This is a genomic window from Nonomuraea sp. NPDC005730, assembly GCF_040630865.1.
In the GTDB taxonomy this organism is placed as follows: Bacteria; Actinomycetota; Actinomycetes; order Streptosporangiales; family Streptosporangiaceae; genus Nonomuraea.
In genome coordinates, this window is the sequence record NZ_JBEXYK010000015.1 from 121,645 (window position 1) to 147,182 (window position 25,538).

Here is a 25,538-nt window from a genome sequence, read left to right on the forward strand (position 1 = left end):
GTTCCTCTTACGCGACGCCTCGGTCAGCGGCGGGAGTGGCGGTGGGCTCAGGCTGAGGGGCGGAGGGCTGGCGGCGCCACTCCTTCAGGATCGTCTTGAGCACACGGAAGCCATCTCGTACGGCACGCAGGTTGCTCTCGCCGTGAATGCGGTTGCGTTCGTGGCTGGGCACCTCGTGCACCTTCAGCCCGGCCTTGGCCGCCCGCACGTTCATCAGGGTCTCGACCTCGAAGCCGTCGCAGTCGAGGTCGAGCACGTCGAGGTGACGCGCCCAGAACGCGTTGTAGCCGTAGCACAGGTCGGTGTAGCTGGTCTTGTACATCACGTTGACGATGCCGGTGAGGACCTTGTTGCCCAGGCGCCGGTTGAGCGTCAGGTCGTCGCTGCCGCCGCCGGCGGCGTAGCGCGAGCCCTTGACGAAGTCGGCCCCGGTCACGAGGGCGCCCACGAACGAGATGATCTCGCGGCCGTCCGTCGAGCCGTCGGCGTCGATCATGACGATGATGTCGCTGGTGCACGCGGCGAAGCCGGCGGACAGGGCGTCGCCCTTGCCCTTGCCGGTCTGCGTGACGATCTTCACGTTGGGCCGCAGGCGCTTGGCGACCTCGACGGTGTCGTCGACGGAGTTGCCGTCGACGAGCACGATCTCGTCGACCCACTGGGGGATCGTCGCGAAGACGTGCGGCAGGTTCTCGGCCTCGTTCATCGCCGGGACGACCACGCTCACCGTAGGGGAAATGGCCAGGTGAGGGGTGACGGGCGTGAAGCTCGAAGGGGGCGGCATGGAACGCAAGGGCGACTTCTGGACCTTGCCGTTGTGCTTGGTGATCTCGGGACTCATGACGAGGGATATCCTTCCGGGACCCGGCCCTGTTCACCGCACGGAGCCATCCCCGGGTGCTGCGGGAATGGCGGAGCCGACGAGCGGTGCATTGTTGGGTCCTGTGGAGTGAGGGTGTGTGCTGTGCCGGGGGGTGGTGCCGGGAGCGTTCAGCCGGCTCCCGTTGGTTCCTTGACTACATTGGGTGACTCCTGCTGCTGCTGCATCGAGCTGCGCACCCGACCAAAGCCCTTGAGGACGCGGTCGGCCGCCTTATAAAGAGACGGTCGATCCAACACGATTGTTCGAGCTTTGTTGAAAGGAGTTCGGCCCATCCAGTGGACGGCCGCTGTCGCGGACGGTCGTGAGATGCGGCCCTCGGCGACGTACAGGACCCCGCTCTTGAGCCAGTCTTTGTACTCCTTGCCGCCCTTGCCCATGTCAACCATGTGCATCCCGTCGTTCGCGGCGGCCTCGGCCATCTGCAGGTGGTGGACGATGCCGGGCGAGTAGCGGGCGTACTCGGTGTCGTAGGCGGGGAACCACCCTACAAGCGTCGTGGCCGTACGGAGACCGAAATGCCCGGCAACAGGCACGTCCCCGGCATAAAGCATGGTGAGGATGCCGGAGAAGTCCGATGACTTCTCGGCATGCATCATGTCGATGAGTTCGACGATCCAGGGCTGGGCGAACCGGTCGACCCGGCCGGTGCGCCGGTACTGGTCGGACTTCCAGGCCAGGAGCGTGCGCAGGACCTCGGGGTCGGTGGCGTTCCACTCGAAGCGCAGGCCGCCCTGCTCCCGGCCGAACTTGCGCTCCTTGTAGCGGACGGTCTTGAGGTTCTTGGGGGAGTTGGTCTTGACCTGCTCCAGCCAGGAGTCGAAGCCGGAGGTGAAATCCATCACGGGGGCCGGGCGCACGTCGGCCTCGTACGGGGCGAACGTCGGCTGGCCGGCGACCAGGTGGTCGAAGTCGAACACGCTGAGCTTGCAGGCGCGCAGCAGCTGTTTGGCGTCGAGCCGCAGGTCGGGGACCGCGATCAGGCCATGGCAGGTGGTCAGGAAGCCGCCCAGCGGCTTGCCGATGCCGAAGCTGTGCCGCTCGTACGGGAAGAACCCGGCGATGCGGTTGCCGTCGGAGATGACCGCCACCCTCACGTAGTCACGCAAGCGGTCCATCGCCACGGCGAACTCGACGGAGAGGAACGGGTTGTCCAGACTCGGATCGGCCTTCTGGAGCTCGCGCCATCGGGCGCGTTCGGAGTCTCCGAGGTCTCTCGGGCGCACTACCTGGATGTTCACCTTGCCCTGGCCCCCTGTTCGGTCTGCATGTTCTTCCCCCGGTACAACACGCGAAGCACGTACATGAACCCTCCGAGCACGGCGACCGTCGCCACGCCGGCTCTGGGCGACCATGCGTCGAACAGCAGCATGGCTTCGGCGAGGAGCACGTTCAGGACGAGGCTGGCCGCGGCTCCTACTGATAGTGCGGCAAGGGGGTCACGATCGCGCAACAGTCCCACCACTGCCGCCCCCGGCACCACCATGAGGAACAGGGAGATCAAGAACGGGCGCAGCGGCGTGTCGAGGTCGAACAGCGCGACCACGGCCCCCGCTATGCAGGCGAGCGCCAGCAGCCATGCCAGCGCTCTGCGGTGCTTGAGCATCTCCTGTTTCTCTCCTGCTCTTTCTGGTCAAGACATGGTTGATCGAATTTCATGGGACCAATCCGGGTCCGGGCACGTCAATGCCGACGCTTGGTGAGCCCTTGAGGTTCACCGGCATGGCGAAATTTCTCCTGTGACTTCCGCCACATGACGTGGTGACTCCGGGTTTCCGGACGTGTTCCCCAAGCTAACCAGAATGCCCTATGTGGCCTATGATGTTCGAGCCAGGGTCCTGTTTATCCCGTTATGTCCGCTCGCTCTGGGGAACTGTTCGTCACCCTTGTGGTGCCGCGTCCACATTCGACGTCTGCGCTTCGCTCGGCGTCTCGGACGGCTCGGCGGTGGGGGTGGGCGGATCGGAGGGGGGATCGGACTCGGGGGCGCGGTCGGCGTTCCAGGCCAGCGAGCAACTGGCGGCGCCGCCGTTCGAGGTGAACGACACGCGGCCGCGGCCGCCGGCGCTCGGGTCCACGACGGTCACCCAGATCGACACCGAGCCGCCGGCCTTGACCGAGCCGCTGGCGGGGAACACGTCCAGGCCCTGTGACGCGGTCGCCACCCAGGAGACCGCGGCGTTGCGGGCGCGCAGCCCGATCTTGGCGGCGCCCGCGATCGAGGCGGGGCACGTCGTGCCGAGCCGGGCGACCGGCGCGGGCCTGCGGCGGCTGACCGTGGGCGCGGCCGGCCCGCCGCTGGGCCGCCGGGCGGGCCGCCGGACCGTCGGCGTGGCGGAGGGGGACGTCTCCGGCGCGTCGGCGCTCGGCGTGGGCTCGGGCGTCACGTCCTCCTCCGGCGCCGGCTCCGGTGTGAGCTCGGGGGAGAAGGAGAGGGTGGGCGTGGGCGTCAGGGTGAGCGCGGTCTGTGCGGCGTCGCCGCCGTTCATCACGACCACCGCCCCGGTCGCGGCCAGCACGCACGCCCCGGCCAGCACCACCGGCCCGAGACGGCGCGGACGGCGGCGGCGCGAACGCCGTTCGGCGGCCACCGGGAAGCCGGTCCGGTCGAAGTTGTCGCCGCGGTCGGTGATCAGCGTCCTGGTCTGGTCGCGCCCGGGATCGACGCAGGTGTCCACCACCCGGCGGCGCAGCGAGAGCGGCGGGAACTCGACCGGCACCAGGTCGAGCAGCCGCGACGCCGGGACCTGCCGGTGCTTGCCCTCGGTGCACACCTCGCACCCGGCGATGTGCCCCGACAGCCGCCGCCGCAGCAACGGAGTGAGCGGCCCCTCCCACGAGTCCACCATCGCCGACAGGTCCGGGCAGTGCGCGCGGCCCGTCTTCGCCAGGACGACCGCCGCGGCGGCGTTCTCCAGCTGGTCGCGGGCCCGGCCCAGCCGGGTGGCGGCCTGACGGGAGGTCAGCCCCAGCACCGAGGCGACCTCGACCGGCGTCAGGCCGTGACGCAGCGACAGCAGGACGATCTCGCGCTCGTTCCCGCTCGGCTCGCCCAGCGTCTCGCGGACCAGCCCGGCCAGCTCGGAGTCCGGCTCCCCGGACGACGGCGCGGACGGATGCGCCTGCGGCAGGCCTCCGGCGGGCGTGCCGCGGTGCGCCATCCTGGCCCGGACCTGGAACCTGGTCAGCGCGTACACCCAGGCGCGCAGGCGGCCGGCCTCCTTCAGCCGGTCCACGCAGCCCTGCGCGGTCACCAGGGCGTCGTGCACGGCGTCGGCGGCCGAGTCCCGGTCGCCGATCAGCGAGAGGGCGTAGTCGTAGAGCCGTTCGCCGTAGGCGTCGTACAGGGCGGCGGGAGCGTCGGTGTCGGCCCGCCGCAGAGCGGCGACCAGTTCCTGATCGTCGGCGCGGCCGACCGTCGGCCATCCAGGCACGGATTCCCCTCCCCGCGGGTGGAACGGGCGCTGAAGCCCCCACGCGGGAGAGGACGCCGCCTCGATCGGCCAGGTTGACCGGGGCGGCCGCGGTCATGCCCAACCGGCATGACCTCGTGATCCGTGTGACGGGAGTGGCTCAGCCGTCGCAGTCGGGGGCGCAGAGCCGGCGTTCCATGCCCTGGAGGAAGAAGTCGCGGACCTGGAGCACGTCCTTGGCGATGTAGGCCTCGCCGCCGGTCGTCTTGGCCAGCGTGTCCATCTGCTTCCTGCCCGCCTCGGCCTCCGGCCCGAAGGCGATGAGCAGGATGCTGATCGGCCGCTTCGGGTTGTAGGTCTTCTTGAGGTACTGCAGGATCTGGGCGTTCGTGACGCCGCCGTCGGGGTCGTCGTTGCCCGCGCCGTCCGTGAGGATCAGCAGCGTGTTGATCTTGTCTTCCTGGTACGTCTTCGTCAGCTCGCCGTAGGCGGCCTTGATGGTGTCGTTCAGGCCGGTGTCGCCGGTGGCCTTGGCCTGGATCTGCCCGAACCGCTGGACCAGCGCCTGCTTGCGGAGCACGCCGTTGGTGGACTCGGCGAGCGGGCCGACCGAGACGAGTTCCTGCCAGTCCTTGCCCTGTCCGTCCATGTGCGTGGAGAACGTCCACAGACCCAGCTCGGAGTCGGCCGGGAACAGCCCCAGGCCCTCCATGGCGATCTTGTTGATGGCCTGCATGCGGGTCATGTTCGTGCCGGGGACGGGAAGCGCCATCGTGCCGGAGACGTCGAGCAGGGTGAGCAGCCGGGTGCCGAGGTTCAGCCGCGACCAGGTCTGCACCATCGCGGCCACGCTCTTGGCGTCGGGCCTCGGCAGTGCCTCCGGCTTGGCGGGGACGAACCCCTTCTCCTTCGTCAGCGTCTCGCCGGCCTTGCCGTCGGGGCTGCGGAAGCCCGCGTCGCGCAGGATCTTCTTGGCCGCGTCCGTGCCGAGGTCCTGCTTGAAGTCCGCGGCCGCCTTCTGGACCGCCGGGTCCTTGGTGACGATCGTGAGCGGGTAGTCGAGGCTGAGCGTGCCCTCCTTGGGATAGAGGGCGACCACCGGGGCCTCGGGCTTCTTGGCGTTGTGGGCGTAGACGGCCTGCTCGGAGGCGACGCCGACCGGCACCTTGCTGCCCGACCTCACCGTCAGGCTGGCCAGCAGCGCCGCCGGGTCGGAGGCGAGCTGGCCGGAGATCTCCTTCAGCGCGCCGACCAGCGCCTTGTTCTGCCCGGCCTCCTTGGCCGAGGTGGCGGCGGCCAGCAGCGCGGCCAGCCCGGCCGAGTTCTTCTGCGGGTCGAGCGCCAGCACCCGGACCTTCCTGCCGGGACCGTCGGGGTTGGCCACGTTCGCCGCCGCGATCATGCCCGCCCAGCTCGGCGTCAGACTGCCGGACAACTTCGCCGCCGCGGACTTGGCCGCCGCCAGCACGACGGGCGACAGGGCGACCGAGCCGGCCGGCTCGGGCAGCGCCGAGCCCGCGGGGGAGTTGCGGAGGTTGCCCACCAGCAGGCTGGAGTCGGCCACCCACACGTCCGCGCCCGACTTGCCGGCGGCCAGCCCGTTCGCGGTCTTGGCCGCCGCCTCCCTGGTCACGGTGACCTCGACGCACTTGCTGTCGATCGAGTGCAGGGCCTTGGTGTAGTTGGTGGCGATCTTGTTGAGCGCGGGGTGGATGTCGGGGGTGGCCACGACGCGCAGCGGCAGCTTGCCGGCCGAGCAGTCGTGCTCCCGATTGAAGATCACGAACGCCGCGACACCGAGGAGCACGGCCAGCGCGACGGCCCCGGCCAGCGGTACGAGCACCCTGCCACGCCCGCTGACCGACCGCCTGCGGGAGGGTGGTTCCTGGGCTCGGTAGCCGCCATCGAGCTCGTCTGTCCGGTGTCGCCCCACGATGTCCTCTTAGGTGTGTTGAGACCTTCCGGAGACCCTAGCGGGAGTTGCTCCGCAATACTCCGGGAACACTACTCGGTGGGCTCTGTGTGGCAAAACCGCTCTTTTGGTGCGCCTATTACGGAGAGTGGCGGTCAATGGCAGCAGGCGTGACCGCGCCAGGCGCGCGCTCCCTCACGCACCGCGACCGCCGCGAGGGCCACCGCCATGGCCGGATCCACCCACCACCAGCCCAGCGTGTTCAGCCACAGACCGGCCAGCACACCGGCCGCCATGGCGGCGCAGATCAGGTTCTGGGTGCCCTCGCCGGACGTCGCCGCCGAGGCCAGCCGCGCCCCCAGCCGCCGCTTGACCAGCCCCAGCGCGGGCATGCTGACCAGGCTGACCGTCGTGACGACGATGCCGAGCACGGTCGGCATGGCCCGGTGGCCGGCGTCGAGGTCGTGCGCGACGTGCACGACGAGGTAGGGGGCGAGCAGCCAGAAGCTCACCGCCACCGCGCGCCTGGCGGTGGTCTCGGCGTGCGGCGAGAGCGTGCGGGCGCCGGTGAAGCGCCACACCACGATCAAACTCGCTCCGGCCTCGGCGAAGGCCGACAGCCCCCACCCGATCAGCGCGACGGAATGCGCCGACAGCCCGGCGGCCAGGCCCAGCGTGCTCTCCACGGCCAGCCAGGCGAGCGTGGCCACCGACAGCGCACGCGCGGCGCGGGCGGCCCGCAGCCAGTCGGCCGTCGCGGCCGGATGCTCATGAATCCGCTGGTCAGACACCATGAACCCCCGAACTCCCGGCTATCCGGCCGTCGACAGCGTTACGTAACGTACCCGTGACTCGACGTGACCCTAAGGCCTGTGTGGCAAAGGATGTTCAAGATTCGCCGGATAATGGCGGTGATCGCGTCCGGGGGAGGGATCGTGCCGTTCACGCCTAGTCACATCGCCGCCGTGCTGCCGCTGGTGGCGTCCGGACGGGTGCGGCGGTTCGCCGATCCGTGGGCGCTCGCGCTCGGGGCGATGGTCCCCGACCTGCCGCTCTTCCTGCCGTTCCTGCCGGTCTACGGTGACTGGCACTCCTTGCCGGGCGTGTTCACCCTCGACCTGGCCGCGGTGCTGCTGCTCCTGCCGCTGTTCCACCTCGTGCTGCGCGATCCGCTGATCTCGCTGCTGCCGCCGTCCCTGGCCGGGCCGGCCACAGCGCTTCTTCGGCCCGGACGGCTCAGGATCCTCCCGGTGGCGGTCGGGGGCGTGATCGGCTCGGCCACCCACCTGTTCTGGGACTCCTTCACCCACTCCTACGCCTCCGCCCGCTGGGGCGCCTGGCCGGACACCCCCGTCTTCGGCACGACGAGGCTCTTCAGCGTGCTGCAGTACACCTCGTCGGCCGTCGGGCTGGCCGTGGTCGTGTGGTGGGCCTGGCGCGCGTTGTCCCGGACCCAGGCGGCCGACGTGCCGGGCCGCCTGCGGCTCGCGCCCGCCGTACGGTGGGCCGTGCTGGCCGCCTGCGCGCTCGGCACGGTCGCCGGCGCCCTCCTGTGGCCGCTGGTGGACGAGCCCAACCCCGCGTTCGGCTTCCGGAGCGTGCTCACCAAGACGGGCGCGGGCACCGTGGTCGGGCTCTCGGCCGTCCTGGCCTGCTACGCGGTCGTCTGGCAGGTCAGGCGGCGCATGGCAGTATCGGAAGGTGCCTGACTACGTGTTCGACGCCGACGACCCCCGAATCGCCGACTACACCCGGCTGCGGGACGTCGAGCTGCGCAAGAGCCTGGAGGCGGAGCGCGGCCTGTTCCTCGCCGAGGGGGAGAAGGTGATCCGGCGGGCCATCGCCGCCGGCTACCCCATCCGCTCGGTCCTGACCACCCGGCGCTGGTACGAGTCGCTGTCCGACGTCATCGGCGACGCCACCGTCTACGAGGTGAGCGACGAGCTGATGGCCGGCATCGCGGGCTTCCCTATCCACCGCGGCGCGCTGGCCTCCATGCGGCGCCTGCCGCTGCCCACGGCCGAGACCCTGGTCAAGGGCGCCCGCCGGCTGCTGGTCCTGGAGGACCTGGTCGACCACTCCAACGTCGGCGCGATCTTCCGCTGCGCCGCCGCGCTCGGCGTCGACGGCGTCCTGCTCTCGCCGCGCTGCGCCGACCCGCTCTACCGCCGGGCGGTGAAGGTCTCCATGGGCGCGGTCTTCTCGATCCCGTACGCGCGGCTCGACGACTGGTACACCGGCCTAGGCGAGCTGCGGGCGGCGGGGTTCCAGAGCCTCGCGCTGACCCCCGACCAGAGCGCGGTCCCCCTCGACCGGGTCGCGATGGGCGAACGGGTGGCGCTGCTGCTCGGCGCCGAGGGCGACGGCCTGTCCTCCCACTGGCTGCACGAGGCCGACCACGCGGTGTGCATCCCCATGAGCCCGGCCGCGATGGACGCCGGCGTCGACTCGCTCAACGTGGTGGCCGCGGCGGCGATCGCCTGCCACGGGCTGATGCGCTCCGCCGGGCGCTGACCGGCCGAGGGCGCGCGAATGGGTCTGGCGGCGCTTCGAGCAGGGGTGTAACCCTGTAATCATGCATACGCTGTTCGAGCACGCCGGCGGCGAAGAGGGCTTACGCCGCTTCATCGAGATCTTCTACCGCAGCCTGCTGGCGGACCCGCTGCTCCAGCCGCTCTTCGGCGAGGGCAAGGCGAGCCACGTGGACAACCTGACCGCCTTCACCGTCGAGACGTTCGGCGGCCCCGACACGTTCTCGGCGGAGATGGGCGGCTTCCCGCTGCTCATCGAGGCGCACCGCGGGCTGGGCATCGAGGAGGCCCAGCGGCGGCGGTTCGTCGAGCTGTACATGGAGGCCGCCGACGCGGCCGGGCTGCCCGGCGACGAGCCGTTCCGGGCCTCGCTCCGCTCGCACGTGGAGTTCGGCACGCAGGTGGCGTTGCAGAACTCCCACGCCGAGACCGACGACCAGCTCCACCCGCTGCGCGAGGTGCCGCGCTGGGACTGGGAGCGGCCGCCGGAGTAGCCGGTCAGGGGCGGTCGGTGTCCTCGGTGAGCCAGTCGGGGTAGGCGTCGATGTCGTGCAGCACCGGCTGGGTCTCGACGGTGCCGGTGCCGCCGTTCGCGCCGATGTGCGCCGCGAGGTCGGCGGCCTGTTCGCGTGGTGTGATGAGGGTGAGCTGCCAGGAGACCCCGGCCTGCGCGGCCGGGGCTTCCGCGATGTCGATCGAGGTGGCCAGCCCCGCGAGCAGGATCGTGTGCGCGAGCGCGGCGGCCTGCTCATGGCCTTCGATCGTCGTGCGGACTTCGAGGAATTCCGCCATGATCTTCCTTATTGCGGAGGGTACATTCACCACCCTATCTGCGTGAATCGACCATGGGGTCGGCTTCTGGCGGCGAAAGTCCGCCTGGGTGGCGTCGGTTGCGACGAGCCGGTACCCGAGATCGGCGGCCTCAATCGCGACAGGATGCGGCAAGATGTGATGCGCCGATCACCGAGAGCGACCGACGGAGGTCTCGTGAAGCCGACCTGGATCATCGCGGCCGCGGTCGCGGCCACCCCGCCCGCATTCACGACCCCGCACGCCTGGACAACCCCGCACGCCTGGACGCTCCCGCGCGCGGGAGCGGCCGCCCGCCCGGCGGCGACCACGCACCCGCGGGCCGCCTCCGCCGACCGCAGCGCCCTGACCTGCGCCGTCAGCTCGCCCCCGGGCCGCCCGCTGACCTTCAGCCCGCGCATCGGCCTGACCGCGCGGCCGGTGTCGGCCCGCGGCAACCTCCAGCTCACCGGCTGCCTGTCGGGCGACGGCTCGGCCCCCTACCTGCGCTCGGGCTGGGTCGCCCTGAAGAGCGTCGGCCGGGCCTCGTGCGCGAGCGCCCGGCAGGTCCACGGCACCGCCCGCATCACCTGGTTCGGCCTCGACGGGCGGCCGGTCGGCACCTCGGAGGTGCGTACGCGGGCCGACCGGCTGGCCACCCAGAGCCCGGCCGACAGCTTCCTGACCGGCACGGTCGTGTCGGGGCCGCTGGCCCGCGAGGGCGTCCGCGGCACGATCACGCCCGCCATGGGCCTCCTGTCCTGCGCGACCGGGGGCCTGAGCACGCTGTCCGCGGCGGGCCGGCTCACCTTCGGCTGACCTCCGGCCCACCTTCGCGGGTCAGCCGCCGGCGATCTGCTCACCCGCGAAGTCCAGCAGTTGCTCGGCGGTGCCGAAGCGACGCTCGTCCCCGTCGTGGAGCAGGACGCCGAACACGCGCCTGCCGCCGCGGTCGCCCGCGAACAGCAGGCAGTACTGCGCCGCGTTCGTGTACCCGGTCTTCACGCCCACGACGTCCGCGGAGCGGCCGAGCAGCTTGTTGGAGTTGCGCCAGGTGTGCGCCCGGTGCAGGCCCGACTTGGCGACCTTGTACACCTTGCTGCCCACCACCGTGCGGAAGACCGGGTCGGCCATCGCCCGCTGCGCCAGCTTGACCTGGTCCACTGCGGTCGAGTAGCCGCCGCTGCCGGGCGTGGGCAGTCCGTCGGGGTTGGTGTATCGGGTGTCGCCGAGGCCGAGCGAGCGCGCGGCCCGGTTCATCTTGGCCACGAACGCGGTCTTGCCCGGCCCGTACTTCCTGGCCAGGGCGTTGGCGGCGTCGGCGCCCGAGGGGAGCATGAGGCCGTACAGCAGGTCCCTGGCCGTGAGGCGCTCGCCCGTCCGCAGGCCGGCCGTGGTCGCGCCGTTGCTGGTCGCGTGCTTCATATCGGCGGCGGTGACGGTGATCGGCTCGTTCAGGCGTCCCTCGCGCAGGACGACGTAGGCCGTCATCACCTTGACCAGGCTGGCGACCGGCATCCGCCGGGTCTCCCGCTTCGCGAAGTGGATCGTTCCGTCCGAGTCCACTACATATGCCGCCCCCGCTTTCACGGTCGGGACGCCGGCGGCCCGTGCGGCGGACGCCGGGTACGAGATCCCCACAAGCAACGCGAGTACGGCAGAGCCGATGAAACCCCCAATACGCATGCCAGACATGTTCGCAGGAGATCAAGGGTTGGTTTGCGAAACTCGGCCGTAAGTGGCCCTCAGTTGGGGGTAAATGCTTGATAGATCCGACATCTGCGGGGAGACGAGGCCGTGGCAGGCAGGTTCATCATCAGTCAGGACGAGCGGGGCACGTTCCGTTTCGCGCTCGTCGCGAACAACGGGCAGACGCTGGCCGTGGGCGAGGGCTATCCGAGCAAGGCCGCCTGCGTCAACGGCATCGAGACCGTGCGCAGGAACGCTCCCGAGGCCGCCATCGACGACCAGACCCCGGCCGCGATCTAGGACGAGGCCAGGGCCTTGCGCCGGCGGCGGACGAAGAACCAGGCCACGCCGGCCGCGACCGCGAGCAGCAGGACCAGCGCGCTGACGGGCGAGCGGGCGGCCAGCTGCAGCCAGCCCCACACCAGCGCCGTGAGCCCGAACCACCAGATGGGCGCCCAGGTCAGGCAGCCGAGCGCGCTCGCCACCACGTACCAGGGATAGGACACCCGCAGCGCGCCCGCCACCCACGGCAGCGTGTGCCGCAGCATGGGCACCCAGAAGCAGCCGTAGACGGCCAGCGCGCCCCACTTCTCGACGACGCCCTCGATCCGCGCGACGCGCTCGCGGCCGAGCCGCACGCCGACCTTGGACTCGTAGAGCTTCTCGCCGAGCTTGCGGCCGACCCAGTAGTAGACCTGGAACGCGCCGAACAGCGCGAGGATGAGAACGGCCCCCACCAGCCAGTACGGCAGCCCGAACCAGAACGGCCGGGCGGGATCGGGGAGGGCGGCAGCCGCATGCCACATGAGCCCGCTCACCCCCACTCCAACGCCTTAGGTCAGCCTTACCTTAGTCAAGGAAGAGGCGTTTCGCCACATCAGCTTGCAAGGCCGGGCCACCGGCTGCAAGTAGCCGACAACCACCCCTCAACCATCCCGCCCTATACCTGAACTGAGCAAAAGGGGTGTTGATCATGTCGTCGAGAAGCGCGGTGGTCCTGGCAGGCGGTACCGCCAACGCGGTCAAGCTCTTCGTGGCCGCGCTCGCCTTCACCAGCGCCTACGTCGGCTTCTCCGCCTACAGCAGCGCCGGATCGGCCGCCGAGCCGGTGCGGACCGTCACCCTCTCGGCCCGTGAGCTGCCCATCACCGCCCCGGCCCGGCAGAGCGCCCCGGTCCGGGCGGGCGAGATCGCCCTCAGCGCCCTGACCGACGGCGCCCCCGGCTGCGGCAAGTCGTTCCTGGCCCGCAGCCTGCTGGTCAACCCGCGGCCCGGCACGACGGTCCTGTACCGCTGGAGGTTGTCGCGCTGGAGCCCGGCCGCCGGGACGTGGCGCACCTACCTGGTGGACCACTCCGGGTTCGCCGGCGACAACCAGAGCGTGGAGTGGCAGCCGCAGATCTCGGGCAACGCCGGGTGGTACCGGGTCGAGCTGATCGCCCGGCCCGGCGGGACCGTCACGAGCGAGCGTTTCCAGGTGAGCTGCTGACCGAGCGGCGCGCCGCCTCGACCCAGCGCGGCACGCCCACCCGCTGGGCCACCTCAAGAGCCTTCTCGTAGTGCTCGCGCGCCGCGTCGGGCTGGCCCAGCCGGATGGCCAGGTCGCCCAGGGTCAGCGCCACCGGCCACAACGCCACGACGCCCGTGCCCGCACCGGCCACCCGGTCGGCGAACGGCTTGAGCTTGTCGTAGCAGTCGACCATGCGCTCGCGGTCGTCGAGCAGCATGCCCGCCAGGGCCCGCCAGGTCATCGCCAGCTCGTAGAGGAAGTCGGGCCGCACGGGCGGGCGGGTGGCGGCCACGGCCCTGGCGTCGTTGAGGTGCCCGGCCGAGGCAAGCGCGAGGGCGTAGGCGTCGAGCGTCCACTTGGCGCCGCGCTGGTGGGCCGCCGCCAGCAGGTCGACGGTCTCGGCCGCCCGGCCGTCGACGAGCTGCAGGCAGAACGCGGTGATCAGCGGGAGGTCCTGGCGGCCTTCGAGCATGCCGGCCCGCGCGGTCATCCTGGCGGCCTCGCGGTAGGCGCGTTCGGCGCCCGCGTAGTCGCCGGCGATCATCAGGCGCTGGCCGGCGTACCAGACGACGACGGCGGCGGGGGCCGACAGGTCGTACTGCTTGGCCAGGCGGTCGGCGGCGGCGGCGTGCTCGTCGGCGGCGGCGAACTCGCCCCTGGCCGCCGCGCACTCCAGCAGCACCAGGTGGGCCAGGGCCTGCGTGGCCATCTGGCCCGAGCGCTGGGCGACCTCCAGCAGCTCCCTGCCGATGCCCTCGCGGGTGTCGACGGCCGGGATGTCGTAGGACTGGCGCAGCCGGCCGCTCAGCGCCGCCGCGATCAGCGTCGGGTCGCCGCTCTGCCTGGCCAGCTCCAGCGCCTCCAGCGACGCCTGCCGTCCGCGCTCGGGCGCGGAGGAGCCCTCCAGCTCCAGCGCCAGCGTGGTGAGCAGGCTCGCCCGCAGGCGCTGCTCGCCCGCGGGCAGCTCGATGAGCGCCTGCTCGGTGACGTCGACGATCTCCCACGCGGTGCGGGTGAAGTCGCGTGCCATGCCCTTGTGCGGCACCGCCAGCGACGCGGCCACCTTCGCGGTGATCTCCAGGTCGCCGAGCGGCAGGGCGGCGTCCATGGCCTGGCGGCGCAGCAGCCTGGCCGCCGTCATGTCGCCGCACAACGCCAGCGCCTTGATCTGCCGGAGCATCAGCCGCAGCCGCTCCTTGGCGCGCTCCGGCTCGGACTCGCGGCCCTTGTCGTCCTTGCGCGGACCGCCGCGGTCGAAGGCCGCGATGGCCTGCTCCCACAGGGTGGCCGCCTCGCGGTGGGCGAAACGCCGCTCGGCCTGCTCGGCCGCCAGACCCGCGTAGTGGACGGCCTTCTCGGCGGCGTCGGCCAGGAAGTAGTGGTGGGCCAGCGCCGCCACGTCGGAGGACGTACGCTGCTCGATCACCGCGGCCACGGCGGCGTGCAGGCGGGTGCGGCGCAGGCGGGAGGCGTCGGAGTAGATCGTGTCGCGCACCAGGTCGTGGTCGAAGCGCAGCAGCCCCGGCCCCGGCTCGGTCACCAGCCCGGCCAGCAGCGCGGCCTCCACCGCCTCGATCACCGCGTCTTCGTCGCCGGCGACCGTGACCAGCACGTCGAGGTCGACGTCGCGGCCGATCACCGCGGCCTGGAGCAGGATCTGCTGGGCGCCCGCGGGCAGCCGCGAGATGCGCCGCCGCAGCACGTCGCGCACGCCCGAGGGCACGCGCGAGAGCACCTGGGTGGCGCTGGCCCGGTCGGCCGCGCCCTCGGCGTCGAGCAGCCGGACGGTCTCGCGCACGAAGAACGGGTTGCCGCCGGTGCGCTCGACGATGGACTCGACCGCGTCTTCGTCGATCTCGCGTACGCAGGTGGCCTTGACCAGCTCGGCCACGGCCTTGGGGTCGAGGCCCGACAGGCCCACGCGCAGCGGTTCGAGACGGGCCAGGGCGGCCAGCACGTCGGACTGGCGGTCGTCGAGCTCGCTCTCCCGGCACGTCACGACCAGCAGGACGCGGCTGGTGGCCAGCAGGCTCGGCAGCGCGCGCAGCAGGGCCAGCGTCTGGTCGTCGGCCCAGTGGAGGTCTTCCAGCGTCAGCAGCACCGGCGCCCGGCGGGCCACGCCGGCGAGGTAGCCGCCGACCGCGCGGTGCAGGCGGAAGCCGCCCGAGACCTCGTCCTCGTCGGGGTCGGGGGCGGTGTCGTCGAGCAGGGGGGCGAGAAGCTGGGCGTATTCGCCGGCGCCGGTCGCGTCGATCAGCGAGCGCAGGATCTCCACCCAGGCCCAGCCCGGCGGGGTCGCGCTGGAGTCGGGGCAGGCGCCGGAGGCGGTGATCCAGCCGTCGGCGCCGAGCCTGCCGTCGAGCTGGCGCAGCAGCGTGGTCTTGCCCGCGCCCGCGACGCCGGTCACGATCGCGACCTGGAAGCGGCCGGTGCGCGAGGCGGCCGTGGTCAGTCTGGCCAGCTCGGCGTCGCGGCCGACGAACGGCTCGGGCTCCAGCGGCGGCGGCTCGACGTGGGCGGCGGCCGGTCTGGGCGGCCAGGTGTCGGTGACCGGGGCGGGCCGGGCGGGGCGCGGCGGCGCGGCCAGCTCCAGCTCGGGGGACTGGGCCAGGATGTCGGACTCCAGCTTGCGCAGCGCGGGCCCGGGGTCGATGCCCAGCTCGTCGGCCAGCATGTTCCTGGCCCTGCGCAGCGCGGCCAGCGCGTCGCCCTGCCTGCCGCAGCGGTAGAGGCCGAGGGCCAGCAGCCGCCAGCCCTCCTCGCGCAGCGGGTGCTCGGTGGTCAGCGCCTCCAGGTCGGGGACGGTCTCGGCGTGCAGGGCCAGCCGCAGGCCGGTGTCGGCGTGCCGCTCGCGGGCCACCAGGCGCAGCTCGGCCAGCCGGTTGACCTCGGCCTCGGCCCAGGGCTGGTCGGCGAAGTCGGAGTAGGGGGTGCCGCGCCACAGCCCGAGCGCCTTCTCCAGGCGGCCGCGGGCGGACTGCGGGTCGCCCTCTTCGAGGTGCTCGCCCGCCGCCCTGACCAGCTGCTCGAAGCGCAGCGCGTCGACCTGCTCGGCGGCCACGCGCAGAGCGTAGCCGGAGGCGACGGTCACCAGCAGGCGGTTGGGGCCGCCGCGCGGCCGGCCCGGTTCGAGCACCCTGCGCAGGCGGGAGATGTAGACCTGCAGGCCCGACTGGGCGCCCTTGGCGGCGTCGTCGTCCCACAGATCGTAAAGAAGCGTGTCAACCGGCACGACCTGACCTCTGGCCACGAGAAGTCGGGCGAGGACGGCCCGCTGCCGCAACCCGCCGAGGTCGAGTTCGTCGTCGTGTTCGTACGCCTCGACTGGCCCCAGAACCCGGAACGCCACCATGTCAGCCGCCACGCTATGCGGGCTTCCGAACGACGCACAAGGTCTTTGATGGCTTTGGGATTGTCACTACGGGGCCTTCGAGATCGCGGACGGGGGTTCCGCGGCGGCGTTCCGGCCGTTGCGCCTGCGCAGGAGCGCCCACGCGCCGAGCGCGAGACCGCCGAACGGGATCTCGATAGTGTAAGTCCAGAAGCCGAAAAGTAGTGCTGTCGCGACGGCCGGAGTGCCCGGCACGCCGAACGTGATCAGCAGCGCGGCGACCCCGCTCTCCATGATCCCGGCCCCGCTGGGCGTGACCACGGCGCTGGTGAGCACGCGGGACAGCGCGAAGACCGCGATCGACTGGGCCAGGCCAGGCCAGGCGCCGGTGGCCGTCATGCAGGCCGCCATGATCGCCCACTGGAAACCGAGGAAGAACACCATGCCGAGAGACAGGCCGAGCGCGCGCGTACGGACGATCTCCGCGGTGTCGGCGCGCAGCCGGTGGAAGGCCTCGGAGGCGTGCACCTTCAGGCGCAGCAGCCGGGTGAGCCCGTCGAGCGCCCGGCCGAGCACGGCGGCGGCGCGGTCCCAGTAGAGGGCGACGGCCACGACCACGCAGAGCACCAGGATGGAGATCGCGCCCGTCCAGCCCGCCTTGACGAACGTCGGGTCGAGCACCTCGCCCGCCATGAGCAGCGCGATGATGCCCACGGCCGGCAGGATGAACCTGAACAGCGTGTTCCAGATGCCGCTGACCAGCGTCATCACCACGATGGGCCGGTTGGCGAAGCCCCAGCCCCTGGTCATGGCGAACGACAGCGCCACCCCGACCGCGCCGCCGAACGGCAGCAGGTTGCTGACCGCGCTGCCCGCCGCGTTGAGCGCCAGCCCCTGGAGGTTGTTCAGCCCCGGCAGCGAGTTGGTCAGCACGAACGTGTACGCCAGCAGGCTCAGCAGCCACAGGGCCGTCATCAGGGCGATCTGGCCGAAGCTGAGCGCCCCGAAGACCGCGCCGATCTCGCGCCAGGAGACCGGCTTGCCGGTGAGCGCGCGCACGATCTGCGGCAGGTAGACCACGAGCAGCACGGCCAGCCCGAGCGACACGACGGACAGGGCGATCTGGAGCGGCTTGTTCTTCATCGCCCACCAGTCTGACGGGTCGCCGGAGCCGGCACGTCACCCTCAGGTGCTACTTCGGCCATGGGTCGAAGGGGTGAGTGAGCCGGGTGCCGGGGGGCAGGTCACGGCGTACGAACCACTCGGTGCCGAAGACCAGGCGGTAGAGCGGGCCGGGGACCTTCAGCATGACGGCGAGGGTGCGGTCGCTGTCGCCGCCGCTGGCCTGGGACGCGTGCGCGGCCATCGAGGCGCGCTTCTGCCGGGCGTAGCGGCGGACGTTGACCCGGTGGGTGATCGTGTCGCTCGCCGAGTACGCGCTCTCGAACGTGCGCACGTCGAACTCCGGCGGGAACTTGTACACCCGGCCCGCCATGCGCAGCAGCCGCACCAGCGGGTCGCGGTTGACCGTCGCCTCCAGGACGATCTCCGTGCCCGCGATCTGCGCCGCCCGCTTGCCCACCCGGTGGACCTGGACGTGGTCGGGGTGCCCGTAGCCGCCGGCCGGGTCGTAGATCGACAGCAGGTCGGCCTTCTCCTCCTCCAGGATCGCCGCGAGGGCCCTGGCCGCCGCCTCGGTGTCGGCGTCGATGAAGGCGTTGTCGGGCCGCTCCTCGGCGACGCCGCCCTTGGGGCTGAGCCCGGAGTCGCCGTAGCCCAGGCACTCGACGCGGGCGCAGCCGAGCAGCGCGGCCGACTCGTAGAGCTCCTTGAGCCTGGTCTCGCGCAGCTCCTCGCCGGGGCCGATCTCGGCCAGGCCGCGCTCGCCGGCGGTCGCGACCACGAGCACCACGCGGTGGCCCTCGGCCGCGAGCATCGCCATGGTGCCCGCCGTGAGCAGGGCCTCGTCGTCGGGATGGGCGTGGAAGAAGACCGCGGTACGTGGAGGCACACGCCCAGATTAGTCTGGGAGGGGTGCGGATCTTTCACGTGAGTGACTGTTACCTGCCGAGACTCGGGGGGATCGAGGTCCAGGTGGCCGACCTGGTGCGGGCGCAGCGCGAGGCCGGGCACGACGTGGTCGTGGCCACGGCGACCAGGGGCGAGGCGTTGCCGGGCGTGCGCAGGGTCGTCGCCAGGATGCCGTTCGACCTGCCGGTCCATCCGTTCGGAGTGGGGCATCTCACTCGGGGCATCTCCGTCGTCCGGCCCGACGTGGTGCACGTGCACACCGGCGCGGTCTCGCCGTTCGCCTGGATGGGGGTGCGGGCGGCGCGGCGGGCGGGGGTGCCGTGCGTGGTCACCGTGCACAGCATGTGGGACCCGGTCACGCGGGCGCTCTACCGGCTGCTGCGGCTGGCGTTCGGCTGGCAGCGGTGGGGGCTGGTGGCCACCACGGTGAGCACCGCGGCGGCGGCGCCGATCAGGGCGGTGGCCGGGCCCGGCGTGCCGGTGCGGGTGGTCTCCAACGGCCTCGACCTGTCGGGCTGGGCGCCCGGCCCCGGCGTGCCGGCCGCGCGGGCGGAGGTGCACGTGGTGGCCGTCGGCCGGCTGGCGCCGCGCAAGCAGCCCGTACGGCTGCTCAGGCTGCTGCGGGCCGCGCGGGCGCGGGTGCCCGCCGGGATCCCGATGCGCGCCACGATCGTCGGCGACGGCCCCGCGCGCGCTCGCATGGAACGTTTCCTGGCCGAGCACGGCATGACCGGCTGGGTGTCGCTGCCGGGCCGCTACTCGCGGGAGCAGATCGCCAAGCTGCTGGAGTCGGCCGACGTCTTCGTGGCCCCGGCGCCCAGGGAGTCGTTCGGCATCGCGGCGCTGGAGGCGCGGGCGGCCGGCGTGCCGGTGGTGGCCAGGGCCCAGAGCGGCGTCGCCGACTTCGTCAAGGACGGCACCGAGGGGCTGCTCGGCCGCACCCTGGACGACCTCGCCGGAGCGGTGGCGCGGCTGTGCTCCGACGCGGGGCTGCGCCGGGAGATCGCCGCCCACAACCGCTCGACGCCGCCCGTCGCGGGCTCGTGGGCCGGGGTGCTGGAGGGGTTCGACCGGGCCTACGAGCAGGCGATCGCGCGTTAGGCCAGCCCGCCCCTGCGCAGCGTGTACTCCGGCGCGGCGAAGTCGCCGCCCTGCGGGGTGCCGTCGGTGAAGAAGGCGGCCGGCGTGCCGGTCACCCGGGCGGCGTACGACTCGGCGTCGTCCTCGGGCTCGTAGCCGAGCTCGGGGGAGAGCAGCCAGAAGCGGCGGGTGTTGGCCGAGACGGCGTAGGCGGCCAGGAAGCGCAGGCCGGGCGTGGTGACGGCGGCGTGCACGAACCCGGCGCAGTCGCGCGGGCTCAGCCAGGTCGCCAGGTGGCGGACGTCCTGGGGCTCGGCCTCCAGGCTGCCGATGCGCAGGCAGACCACCTCGAGGCCGAACTTGTCGGCGTACAGGCGGCCGAGGGCCTCGACGGCGGCCTTGCTGACGCCGTACAGGCCGTCGGGGCGCGGCGGCAGGTCGGGGGAGATCGTGGCGGTGGCCGGGTACATGCCGGTCAGGCGGTTGCTGCCGGCCAGCACCACGCGCGGCACGCCGGCCAGCCGGGCCGCCTCCAGCACGCGGTGGGTGGTCAGCACGTTGCCGTCGAGCAGGTCGGGCAGGGGCGCCTCGTCCGGCACCCCGGCCAGGTGCACGATCGCGTCGGCGCCCTTGACCAGCGCCACGGTCCCGGCCAGGTCGGACAGGTCGGTGCGGACGGCCTCCTCGCCCGGCCCGGCCTCCATGGGCTCCCGGTCGGCCAGGACGAGCCTGGTGGCGGACCGGCGGAGCCGCTCGCGTACGGCGCCGCCCACCATGCCGGCTGCGCCGGTGAGCACGATCATCTCCATGCCGACATTGTGCGGCATCGGGCCGATGCGGTCAGTTCCGCCGGAGAACGACGTACCCGTCGCGTTCGAACACCTTCGTGTACCCCTCGGTCTGGAGCTGCTCGACCCGGTTGCGCTGGTCGTCGGCGGAGCCGAAGGGGAACTCCCAGCGGGCGGTGTCGGCCACGATCCACGGTGCGCCGCGCGGGGCCGCGCTCCACAGCAGGACGGTGGTGCGCGAGGACAGCGCCGGGCCCACGGAGTTGACCGCCTCGACCGTCACCCCCGAGGGCACCCTGCTCACCGCCTCGGCCGCCGCGGCGGCCTTGTCCTCCTTGTAGAAGGCGGGATGGTAGAGCTGGTCGAGCGCGAACCTGGGCACCAGGGTGAGGGCGACGGCGCAGGCCGCGGCGGCCCAGGCCAGCCTGAGGCCCTTGGCGTCGGCGCGGCCGGTCCAGCGCAGCAGCCTGGCCAGGCCGTCCACGCCGGCGCAGAACAGGATCATCACGGTGAACGCGCTGTACTGGAAGTCGGCCTGCCACCACTGGGGACGGTCGGACAGCAGGCGTTCGAGCACGTGCGGCAGCGCCGCCAGCGACAGCGGCGACAGCAGGCACAGCAGCAACGTCGGCCAGGCCAGCAGGAACAGCGTGTCGACCTTGGCCTCGTCGCTGAAGGGCAGCAGCAGGGCGGCGATCGGGTCGCGCAGCAGCGCGAGCAGCGCGGCGGGCGCGTCGGGGCCGAGGTGGCCGTAGGCCCAGAAGTCCTTGCTGTCGCCACCGAACGAGGTGATCAGCAGGCCCCGGACGAGCACGACGGCCCCCGCGCCGACCAGCACGCACACGACGCCGCGCAGGCGGTCGCCGACGACGAACAGGTACAGCCCCGCCCCGATCACCAGGAGCCCCATGTCCTCCTTGACGAGCAGGAGCCCGAGCATCGCCAGGAACGCCGGCAGCACGCGTCCGGCGTGGTAGCGCTCGATCATGATCGCGGTGAGCAGCGGGACGAACATCACCTCGTGCGCGTCGAAGGCGACGGCCTGGGCGATCGGCCACGACAGCGCGTACGCCACGGCGACCAGGTAGGCGGGCCCGATGCCCAGCACGCGGCGGGTGAACAGCCACAGGAACGGGATCGCCCCCGCGAACAGCAGCGCCTGGGCCACGATCAGCGACTCGGGCCCGTCGTGCACCCAGTAGAACGGCGCGAGCAGCGCGTAGATCGGCGAGAAGTGGTCGGCGAGCTGGAGGTACTCCGTGCCGCGCTCGTGGAAGACGCCCAGCACGGGCACGTACGGCGGCCGGAAGCGGGCGTAGTTGCGCACCGCCTGGTCCACGATCACCAGGTCGAACGTGGTCGCCCGGAAGGTGGCCAGCTTGACCAGCCCGAGAACGGCGTACGCCACCGCGGCGAGCAGCGCGAGGGCGCCGACCCGCACGCGGTGGCGGAAGAGCACTCTGGCGGGGAGTGCGGTGCCTGCCGGAGGCCGTGCGATCACCGTTTCGTCCGTCACGGCAGCAAGCGTAAGGGGATCATCCGGTCCTGTCCGTCCCCCGTTCCGGCGGACCGGATGACGCGGTCACCGCGCCGGCCTGCCCCCCGCAGACGGTGCGGCGACCGCGGGCCGATCAGGAGCAGGCGGCGGTGATCTTCGAGGTGAAGCCGCTCATCTTGCCGCTGAACTCGGTGGCCTTGCTCAGGTCGCCGCTCTCCAGGCTCTCGAAGCCGGCGGCGAAGTCGTTCAGCGCGGCCGCGACGTCGCCGTCGTACTTGCCGGCGAGCTCCTTGGTCTTGGCGGCGGCGGCCTTGGAGGCGTCCCCGAGCGCCGCGGTGTCCGTGGCGTTCTTCGTGATGGCGCCGCTCCACTCGGTGGTGATCTTCGAGAGCTCGTTGACGGCGGTGTTGCAGTCAACGGCCTGGCCGACACCGCAGGCGGTGGACAGAGCGGCAAGGGAGATCGTCGCGACTGCGAGGGCGAGTCGGCGAGGGGGAGTCATTTTTGGTGCCCTTCGTTGGTTTTCCGTACGAGGAGGACATTAGCGATCTCTGGTTGATCCCCGCTTGCACGCCGCTAACATTTCGGCCGTCAGGTGGGCGTAAAGCCGCGCAACAGCACGTGAACGACCTGCTCGGCGTCGGGCATGGGCAGGTCGAGCAGCCCGCGGTAGGTCACCAGGCCGGCGAACAGGTCCGTGAGAAGGTCCAGGTCGGCGTCCGGGGACAGCTCGCCGCGGTCGATCGCGCGCTCGTAGACGACCTGCGAGCGCCGCATCCGGGTGCGCATGCCGGTGCGGATGATCTCGGCCACGGCGGGGTCGCGGCCGGTCTCGCCGTACATCTGCCTGGTCAGGCGGGCGACGCCGGGGTGCTGCCACAGGGCGAGGGTGTCGGAGACCACCACGCGCAGGTCGCCGCGGAGCGAGCCGGTGTCGGGGACGGCGACGTGCGTGTCCATGAGGCCGCCGAGTGATTCGAGCAGTATGTCGCGTTTGGTGGCGTAGCGCCGGAACACGCTCGCCCTGCCCACGCCTGCCGCTCTGGCGACGTCGTCCATGGTGAAGTCGAGGCCGTGGGAGAGCAGCAGCTCGGTGGCGGCCTGCCTGATGCGGTGGTCGACCGTGGGATCGGGCTTGCGGCCGCGCGCGGACATTGTGATACTCCTAGTATCTGATACTGCCAGTCTCTCAAAGTGGGGCTTCTATGAGGGTAATCGTGGCGGGGGCCGGGCTGGCGGGGCTCGCGGCGGCGCGCGGGTTGCTGAACGCCGGTCACGACGTCGAGGTGTACGAGCAGGCGCCCGAGCTGCGCACGGCGGGCGGATCGGTGACCCTCTGGCCCGGCAGCACGGCCATCCTCGACGAGCTGGGCGTCGGGTACGCCGGCCTCGGATGGCGGCTGGAGACCATGGAGTCGTGGGCCGACGACGGCCGCCGGCTGGTCACCGTCGATCTCACCGCGGCCGAGCGGCGCTACGGGCATCCGTGCGTGCATGTGGCCCGGCGCGAGCTGGTCGAGGCGCTGTCGGCGGGCCTGCCCGTCGTCTACGGCGCGGGCGTCGAGCATGTCGAGCCGGAACGGGCGCGGGCGCGGCTGGCCGGCGGCCGCACCGTGCGCGGCGACGTGCTGGTGGGGGCCGACGGTCGCAGGTCGGCGGTGCGCCGCGCCCTGTGGGGCGCGGATCCGGCCGCGTTGAGCGGCTGGGTCACCTGGCAGGGCTTCACCACCGCGCCGACCTCGCTGACGCACTCCCGCCGGGCCGTGATGATCGCCGGACGGCGGGAGCTGTGCGGGCTGATCCCGGCGGGCGCGGGCCGGCTGTTGTGGTGGTTCGACGTCCAGGCGTCACCCGGCGGGCCATTCTGGCAGGACGACCCCGACGTCGTGCCGCGGCTGCGCGAGCGGTTCGGCGGCTGGGCCGACCCGGTGCCCACCGTGCTGGAGACGATGGAGGACATCGGCTTCTTCCCGCACCACCGGCAGGTGATCCCCCGGGTCTGGGGCAGGGGCCCGACCACGCTGGCCGGGGACGCGGCCCACACCATGCCGCCCACCATGGCGCAGGGCGCCAACCAGGCCCTGGAGGACGCCTGGCTGCTGACCTGCTCAGCCGGTGGTGACCTGCGCGCGTACGAGCGGGCCAGGGCGCGGATCGCGCGGCGTCCCGCCATGATCGCCGGTACGGAGGTGACCAACAGGCAGCGCTCGTTCGCGGGCCTGGTACCCGACTGGATGGCGACCAGGATGCACACGGCGTCGCTGCGCAGGTTCAGCACCTACCTCTTGACAGCCTCGTGAAGGCCGCCGGACGATGTCGCATATAGAGCAACTCGGTGCGTAATACGCAACAAGGGGTGTCGGTTGACCACCACGTCGAGCTTGATCTCCACGCTTCCCGGCCGCTCCTACACCGACCCCGACCTGTTCGCCGAGGAACAGGCCAAGATCTTCGAGAGCATGTGGTTCTGCGCCGTGCGCGCCGGTGACCTGCCGAAACCAGGCGCGTTCCGGACCGTCCAGGTGGGCACGGAGAGCGTGATCGTGGTCCGCGGGCGCGACGGGCTGCTGCGCGCCTTCCTCAACGTCTGCCGCCACCGCGGCGCGCGGCTGTGCGTGGAGGAACGGGGCGAGGTCAGAAGGACGATCAGGTGCGCCTACCACGCCTGGTCCTACGACCTGGACGGCAGGCTGACCGCCGCCCCCAACCTGGCGAAGATGCCCGACGTCGACCGCGTCGAGTACGGCCTGGTCCCGGTCAGCCTGCGCGAATGGCTCGGCTACGCCTGGGTCTGCCTGGCCGACGAGCCGCCCTCGTTCGAGGACACCGTCACCCACGCGGCCACCGAGCGCCTGGGCGACCCCGCCGCCATCGAGAACTACCACGTCGACCGGCTGGCCCTGGGCCGCCGCGTGGTCTACGACGTCAAGGCCAACTGGAAGCTGGTCGTCGAGAACTTCATGGAGTGCTACCACTGCGCCACGATCCACCCCGAGCTGGTGGCCGTGCTGCCCGAGTTCGCCGGCGGGTACGCCGCCCAGTACTACGTGGGCCACGGCGCGGAGTTCGCCGAGCGCGCCGAGGGCTTCACCGTGGACGGCGGCGCGGGCTTCGGCCGGCTCCCCGACGTGACCCCGGAGCAGGACCGCCGCTACTACGCGATCACCGTCAAGCCGCAGGTGTTCGTCAACCTGGTGCCCGACCACGTGATCCTGCACCGGATGTTCCCCATGGCCGCCGACCGCACGGTCGTCGAGTGCGACTGGCTCTACCACCCCGACGTGGTGGCCACGGGGGCCGACCTGACGCCGTCGGTCGAGCTGTTCCACCGGGTCAACGAGCAGGACTTCGACGCCTGCGAGCGGACCCAGCTCGGCATGGGGTCACGCGCCTACCGGGAGGGCGGCGTGCTGGTGCCGAGCGAGCACCACATCTCGGCCTTCCATCAGTGGGTGAACCAGCGTTTGCGCGGATAGCGCACCCGCAGGCCGCCGTAATTGGCCCGCCCGCCGATCACCAGGTAGAGGACGCCGGGCCGCCGCCTGCCCGGGACGTCGCCGACGACGGTCTGGCCCCAGTCGGTCCGGAAGGCGTCCACGTTCACGACGGCGCCCTCGGGCACGGTGATCCTGGCGGAGCCGTACGTGAGGTCGAGTTCGAGGTCGACGACGGGGTGGGGGATGACGGCCTGGGACAGGTCGAGGTCGACGCCGCCGTACTGGGAGGAGATCCGCAGCCGCCGCGGGACGGCCCAGTCACCTGAACGGCGCACGTGCCCGCTCTTGGACTCCAGCTCGACCACGTCGTCGGGCGGGGGCGCCGGGGCGGGCAGATCGGTGATCAGGCCGAGCAGGTCGCCGTAGGTCCTGGCGGTGAGCGCCAGCCCGAGCCGGTCCTCCAGCTCGGGACGCGTCAGGCGGCCCTCGACGAAGGCGTGCTGGAGCCGCTCCGCCGCGCGCTCCCGATCCTCGTCGGAGACCCGCATGTGCATTTCCGACATGTCCTGAGCATAGGTTCGCGGCGATCAGAACGGGAGGCGTCGCCCCGAAGGGGTCCGCAGATCGAGGTGGGAGTACCGGCGCCCCC

General features: G+C 71.9%; 26 protein-coding genes. 9 read left to right on the top strand and 17 right to left on the bottom strand.

Annotated elements, in window-relative coordinates:
* Window positions 1-7: 7 nt before the first annotated feature.
* The 6 genes from ABZ444_RS20265 to ABZ444_RS20290 all read right to left on the bottom strand — a co-directional run bounded on the left by ABZ444_RS20265 (window position 8) and on the right by ABZ444_RS20290 (window position 6,999).
* Window positions 8-841 carry a glycosyltransferase family 2 protein gene (locus ABZ444_RS20265; RefSeq protein ID WP_357978338.1) on the bottom strand — a complete coding sequence of 278 codons (834 nt, stop codon included), beginning with the start codon at window positions 839-841 and terminating at the stop codon, window positions 8-10.
* A gap of 149 nt (window positions 842-990) precedes the next feature.
* Entirely contained in the window at window positions 991-2,121 is a 1,131-nt protein-coding gene (locus ABZ444_RS20270; protein WP_357998870.1) for a GNAT family N-acetyltransferase, read from the bottom strand.
* Window positions 2,118-2,486, bottom strand: a complete 369-nt coding sequence (locus ABZ444_RS20275; protein ID WP_357998873.1) for a hypothetical protein — start codon at window positions 2,484-2,486, stop codon at window positions 2,118-2,120. The genes ABZ444_RS20270 and ABZ444_RS20275 overlap by 4 nt, the downstream gene beginning before the upstream one ends.
* Before the next feature lie 274 nt (window positions 2,487-2,760).
* Entirely contained in the window at window positions 2,761-4,314 is a 1,554-nt protein-coding gene (locus ABZ444_RS20280) for a sigma factor (RefSeq protein WP_357998876.1), read from the bottom strand.
* A gap of 139 nt (window positions 4,315-4,453) precedes the next feature.
* The gene (locus ABZ444_RS20285) at window positions 4,454-6,136 is read right to left on the bottom strand and encodes a substrate-binding domain-containing protein (protein WP_357998879.1); all 1,683 of its coding nucleotides are present in this window, start codon (window positions 6,134-6,136) and stop codon (window positions 4,454-4,456) included.
* Between the two features lie 224 nt (window positions 6,137-6,360).
* Window positions 6,361-6,999 (bottom strand): hypothetical protein, encoded by a 639-nt coding sequence (locus tag ABZ444_RS20290; protein WP_357998882.1) that lies wholly within the window; start codon window positions 6,997-6,999, stop codon window positions 6,361-6,363.
* A gap of 141 nt (window positions 7,000-7,140) precedes the next feature.
* Between ABZ444_RS20290 and ABZ444_RS20295 the strand changes: the two genes are divergently transcribed.
* From ABZ444_RS20295 to ABZ444_RS20305, 3 genes are all read left to right on the top strand, one after another.
* A complete protein-coding gene (locus tag ABZ444_RS20295) occupies window positions 7,141-7,914 on the top strand; it encodes a DUF4184 family protein (protein WP_357998885.1) in 774 nt (257 codons plus the stop codon).
* Complete coding sequence (locus ABZ444_RS20300; RefSeq protein WP_357998888.1) at window positions 7,907-8,719, top strand: RNA methyltransferase; 813 nt, start codon at window positions 7,907-7,909, stop codon at window positions 8,717-8,719. The genes ABZ444_RS20295 and ABZ444_RS20300 overlap by 8 nt, the downstream gene beginning before the upstream one ends.
* Window positions 8,720-8,780: 61 nt before the next feature.
* Entirely contained in the window at window positions 8,781-9,230 is a 450-nt protein-coding gene (locus tag ABZ444_RS20305) for a group II truncated hemoglobin (protein ID WP_357998891.1), read from the top strand.
* Between the two features lie 4 nt (window positions 9,231-9,234).
* Here ABZ444_RS20305 and ABZ444_RS20310 read toward each other — a convergent pair whose 3' ends face one another.
* Window positions 9,235-9,528, bottom strand: coding sequence for a hypothetical protein (locus ABZ444_RS20310; RefSeq protein WP_357998894.1), 294 nt, complete (start codon window positions 9,526-9,528; stop codon window positions 9,235-9,237).
* Between the two features lie 195 nt (window positions 9,529-9,723).
* On the opposite strand from ABZ444_RS20310, the gene ABZ444_RS20315 reads away from it, so the two are divergent.
* Window positions 9,724-10,344 (top strand): hypothetical protein, encoded by a 621-nt coding sequence (locus ABZ444_RS20315; protein WP_357998897.1) that lies wholly within the window; start codon window positions 9,724-9,726, stop codon window positions 10,342-10,344.
* Window positions 10,345-10,365: 21 nt separating this feature from the next.
* Here ABZ444_RS20315 and ABZ444_RS20320 read toward each other — a convergent pair whose 3' ends face one another.
* Window positions 10,366-11,220 carry a serine hydrolase gene (locus ABZ444_RS20320; protein WP_357998900.1) on the bottom strand — a complete coding sequence of 285 codons (855 nt, stop codon included), beginning with the start codon at window positions 11,218-11,220 and terminating at the stop codon, window positions 10,366-10,368.
* A 102-nt stretch (window positions 11,221-11,322) separates the two neighbouring features.
* Between ABZ444_RS20320 and ABZ444_RS20325 the strand changes: the two genes are divergently transcribed.
* Window positions 11,323-11,514, top strand: coding sequence for a DUF1508 domain-containing protein (locus ABZ444_RS20325; protein WP_357978304.1), 192 nt, complete (start codon window positions 11,323-11,325; stop codon window positions 11,512-11,514).
* Here ABZ444_RS20325 and ABZ444_RS20330 read toward each other — a convergent pair.
* Window positions 11,511-12,032 (bottom strand): VTT domain-containing protein, encoded by a 522-nt coding sequence (locus ABZ444_RS20330; RefSeq protein WP_357978301.1) that lies wholly within the window; start codon window positions 12,030-12,032, stop codon window positions 11,511-11,513. The two genes, ABZ444_RS20325 and ABZ444_RS20330, sit on opposite strands and share 4 nt — an antisense overlap.
* 155 nt (window positions 12,033-12,187) lie before the next feature.
* On the opposite strand from ABZ444_RS20330, the gene ABZ444_RS20335 reads away from it, so the two are divergent.
* The gene (locus ABZ444_RS20335; protein ID WP_357998902.1) at window positions 12,188-12,703 is read left to right on the top strand and encodes a hypothetical protein; all 516 of its coding nucleotides are present in this window, start codon (window positions 12,188-12,190) and stop codon (window positions 12,701-12,703) included.
* On the opposite strand, the gene ABZ444_RS20340 is transcribed toward ABZ444_RS20335, so the two are convergent.
* From ABZ444_RS20340 to ABZ444_RS20350, 3 genes are all read right to left on the bottom strand, one after another.
* A complete protein-coding gene (locus tag ABZ444_RS20340) occupies window positions 12,672-16,076 on the bottom strand; it encodes a BTAD domain-containing putative transcriptional regulator (RefSeq protein WP_357998904.1) in 3,405 nt (1,134 codons plus the stop codon). The genes ABZ444_RS20335 and ABZ444_RS20340 overlap by 32 nt on opposite strands.
* A 66-nt stretch (window positions 16,077-16,142) precedes the next feature.
* Window positions 16,143-17,198 carry a lysylphosphatidylglycerol synthase domain-containing protein gene (locus tag ABZ444_RS20345; protein WP_357998906.1) on the bottom strand — a complete coding sequence of 352 codons (1,056 nt, stop codon included), beginning with the start codon at window positions 17,196-17,198 and terminating at the stop codon, window positions 16,143-16,145.
* Between the two features lie 49 nt (window positions 17,199-17,247).
* Window positions 17,248-18,066, bottom strand: coding sequence for a PIG-L family deacetylase (locus tag ABZ444_RS20350; RefSeq protein WP_357998908.1), 819 nt, complete (start codon window positions 18,064-18,066; stop codon window positions 17,248-17,250).
* 38 nt (window positions 18,067-18,104) lie between these two features.
* Between ABZ444_RS20350 and ABZ444_RS20355 the strand changes: the two genes are divergently transcribed.
* Window positions 18,105-19,187 (top strand): glycosyltransferase, encoded by a 1,083-nt coding sequence (locus tag ABZ444_RS20355; protein WP_357978286.1) that lies wholly within the window; start codon window positions 18,105-18,107, stop codon window positions 19,185-19,187.
* Here ABZ444_RS20355 and ABZ444_RS20360 read toward each other — a convergent pair.
* The 4 genes from ABZ444_RS20360 to ABZ444_RS20375 form a co-directional block, all read right to left on the bottom strand.
* Entirely contained in the window at window positions 19,184-19,975 is a 792-nt protein-coding gene (locus ABZ444_RS20360) for an NAD(P)-dependent oxidoreductase (protein WP_357998910.1), read from the bottom strand. The two genes, ABZ444_RS20355 and ABZ444_RS20360, sit on opposite strands and share 4 nt — an antisense overlap.
* Window positions 19,976-20,006: 31 nt before the next feature.
* Complete coding sequence (locus tag ABZ444_RS20365; RefSeq protein ID WP_357998912.1) at window positions 20,007-21,470, bottom strand: DUF2079 domain-containing protein; 1,464 nt, start codon at window positions 21,468-21,470, stop codon at window positions 20,007-20,009.
* Between the two features lie 115 nt (window positions 21,471-21,585).
* Window positions 21,586-21,954, bottom strand: coding sequence for a hypothetical protein (locus ABZ444_RS20370; protein ID WP_357998914.1), 369 nt, complete (start codon window positions 21,952-21,954; stop codon window positions 21,586-21,588).
* Window positions 21,955-22,043: 89 nt separating this feature from the next.
* Window positions 22,044-22,607 (bottom strand): TetR/AcrR family transcriptional regulator, encoded by a 564-nt coding sequence (locus ABZ444_RS20375; protein WP_357998916.1) that lies wholly within the window; start codon window positions 22,605-22,607, stop codon window positions 22,044-22,046.
* A gap of 50 nt (window positions 22,608-22,657) precedes the next feature.
* Here ABZ444_RS20375 and ABZ444_RS20380 point away from each other — a divergent pair, with 50 nt between their 5' ends.
* Together ABZ444_RS20380 and ABZ444_RS20385 are read left to right on the top strand one after the other, a co-directional pair.
* Complete coding sequence (locus tag ABZ444_RS20380; RefSeq protein ID WP_357998919.1) at window positions 22,658-23,752, top strand: NAD(P)/FAD-dependent oxidoreductase; 1,095 nt, start codon at window positions 22,658-22,660, stop codon at window positions 23,750-23,752.
* A gap of 63 nt (window positions 23,753-23,815) precedes the next feature.
* Complete coding sequence (locus ABZ444_RS20385) at window positions 23,816-24,928, top strand: aromatic ring-hydroxylating dioxygenase subunit alpha (protein ID WP_357998922.1); 1,113 nt, start codon at window positions 23,816-23,818, stop codon at window positions 24,926-24,928.
* Here the strand turns inward: ABZ444_RS20385 and ABZ444_RS20390 are convergent.
* Window positions 24,898-25,452, bottom strand: coding sequence for a DUF1707 domain-containing protein (locus tag ABZ444_RS20390; protein WP_357998924.1), 555 nt, complete (start codon window positions 25,450-25,452; stop codon window positions 24,898-24,900). The genes ABZ444_RS20385 and ABZ444_RS20390 overlap by 31 nt on opposite strands.
* Between the last annotated feature and the right edge of the window lie 86 nt (window positions 25,453-25,538).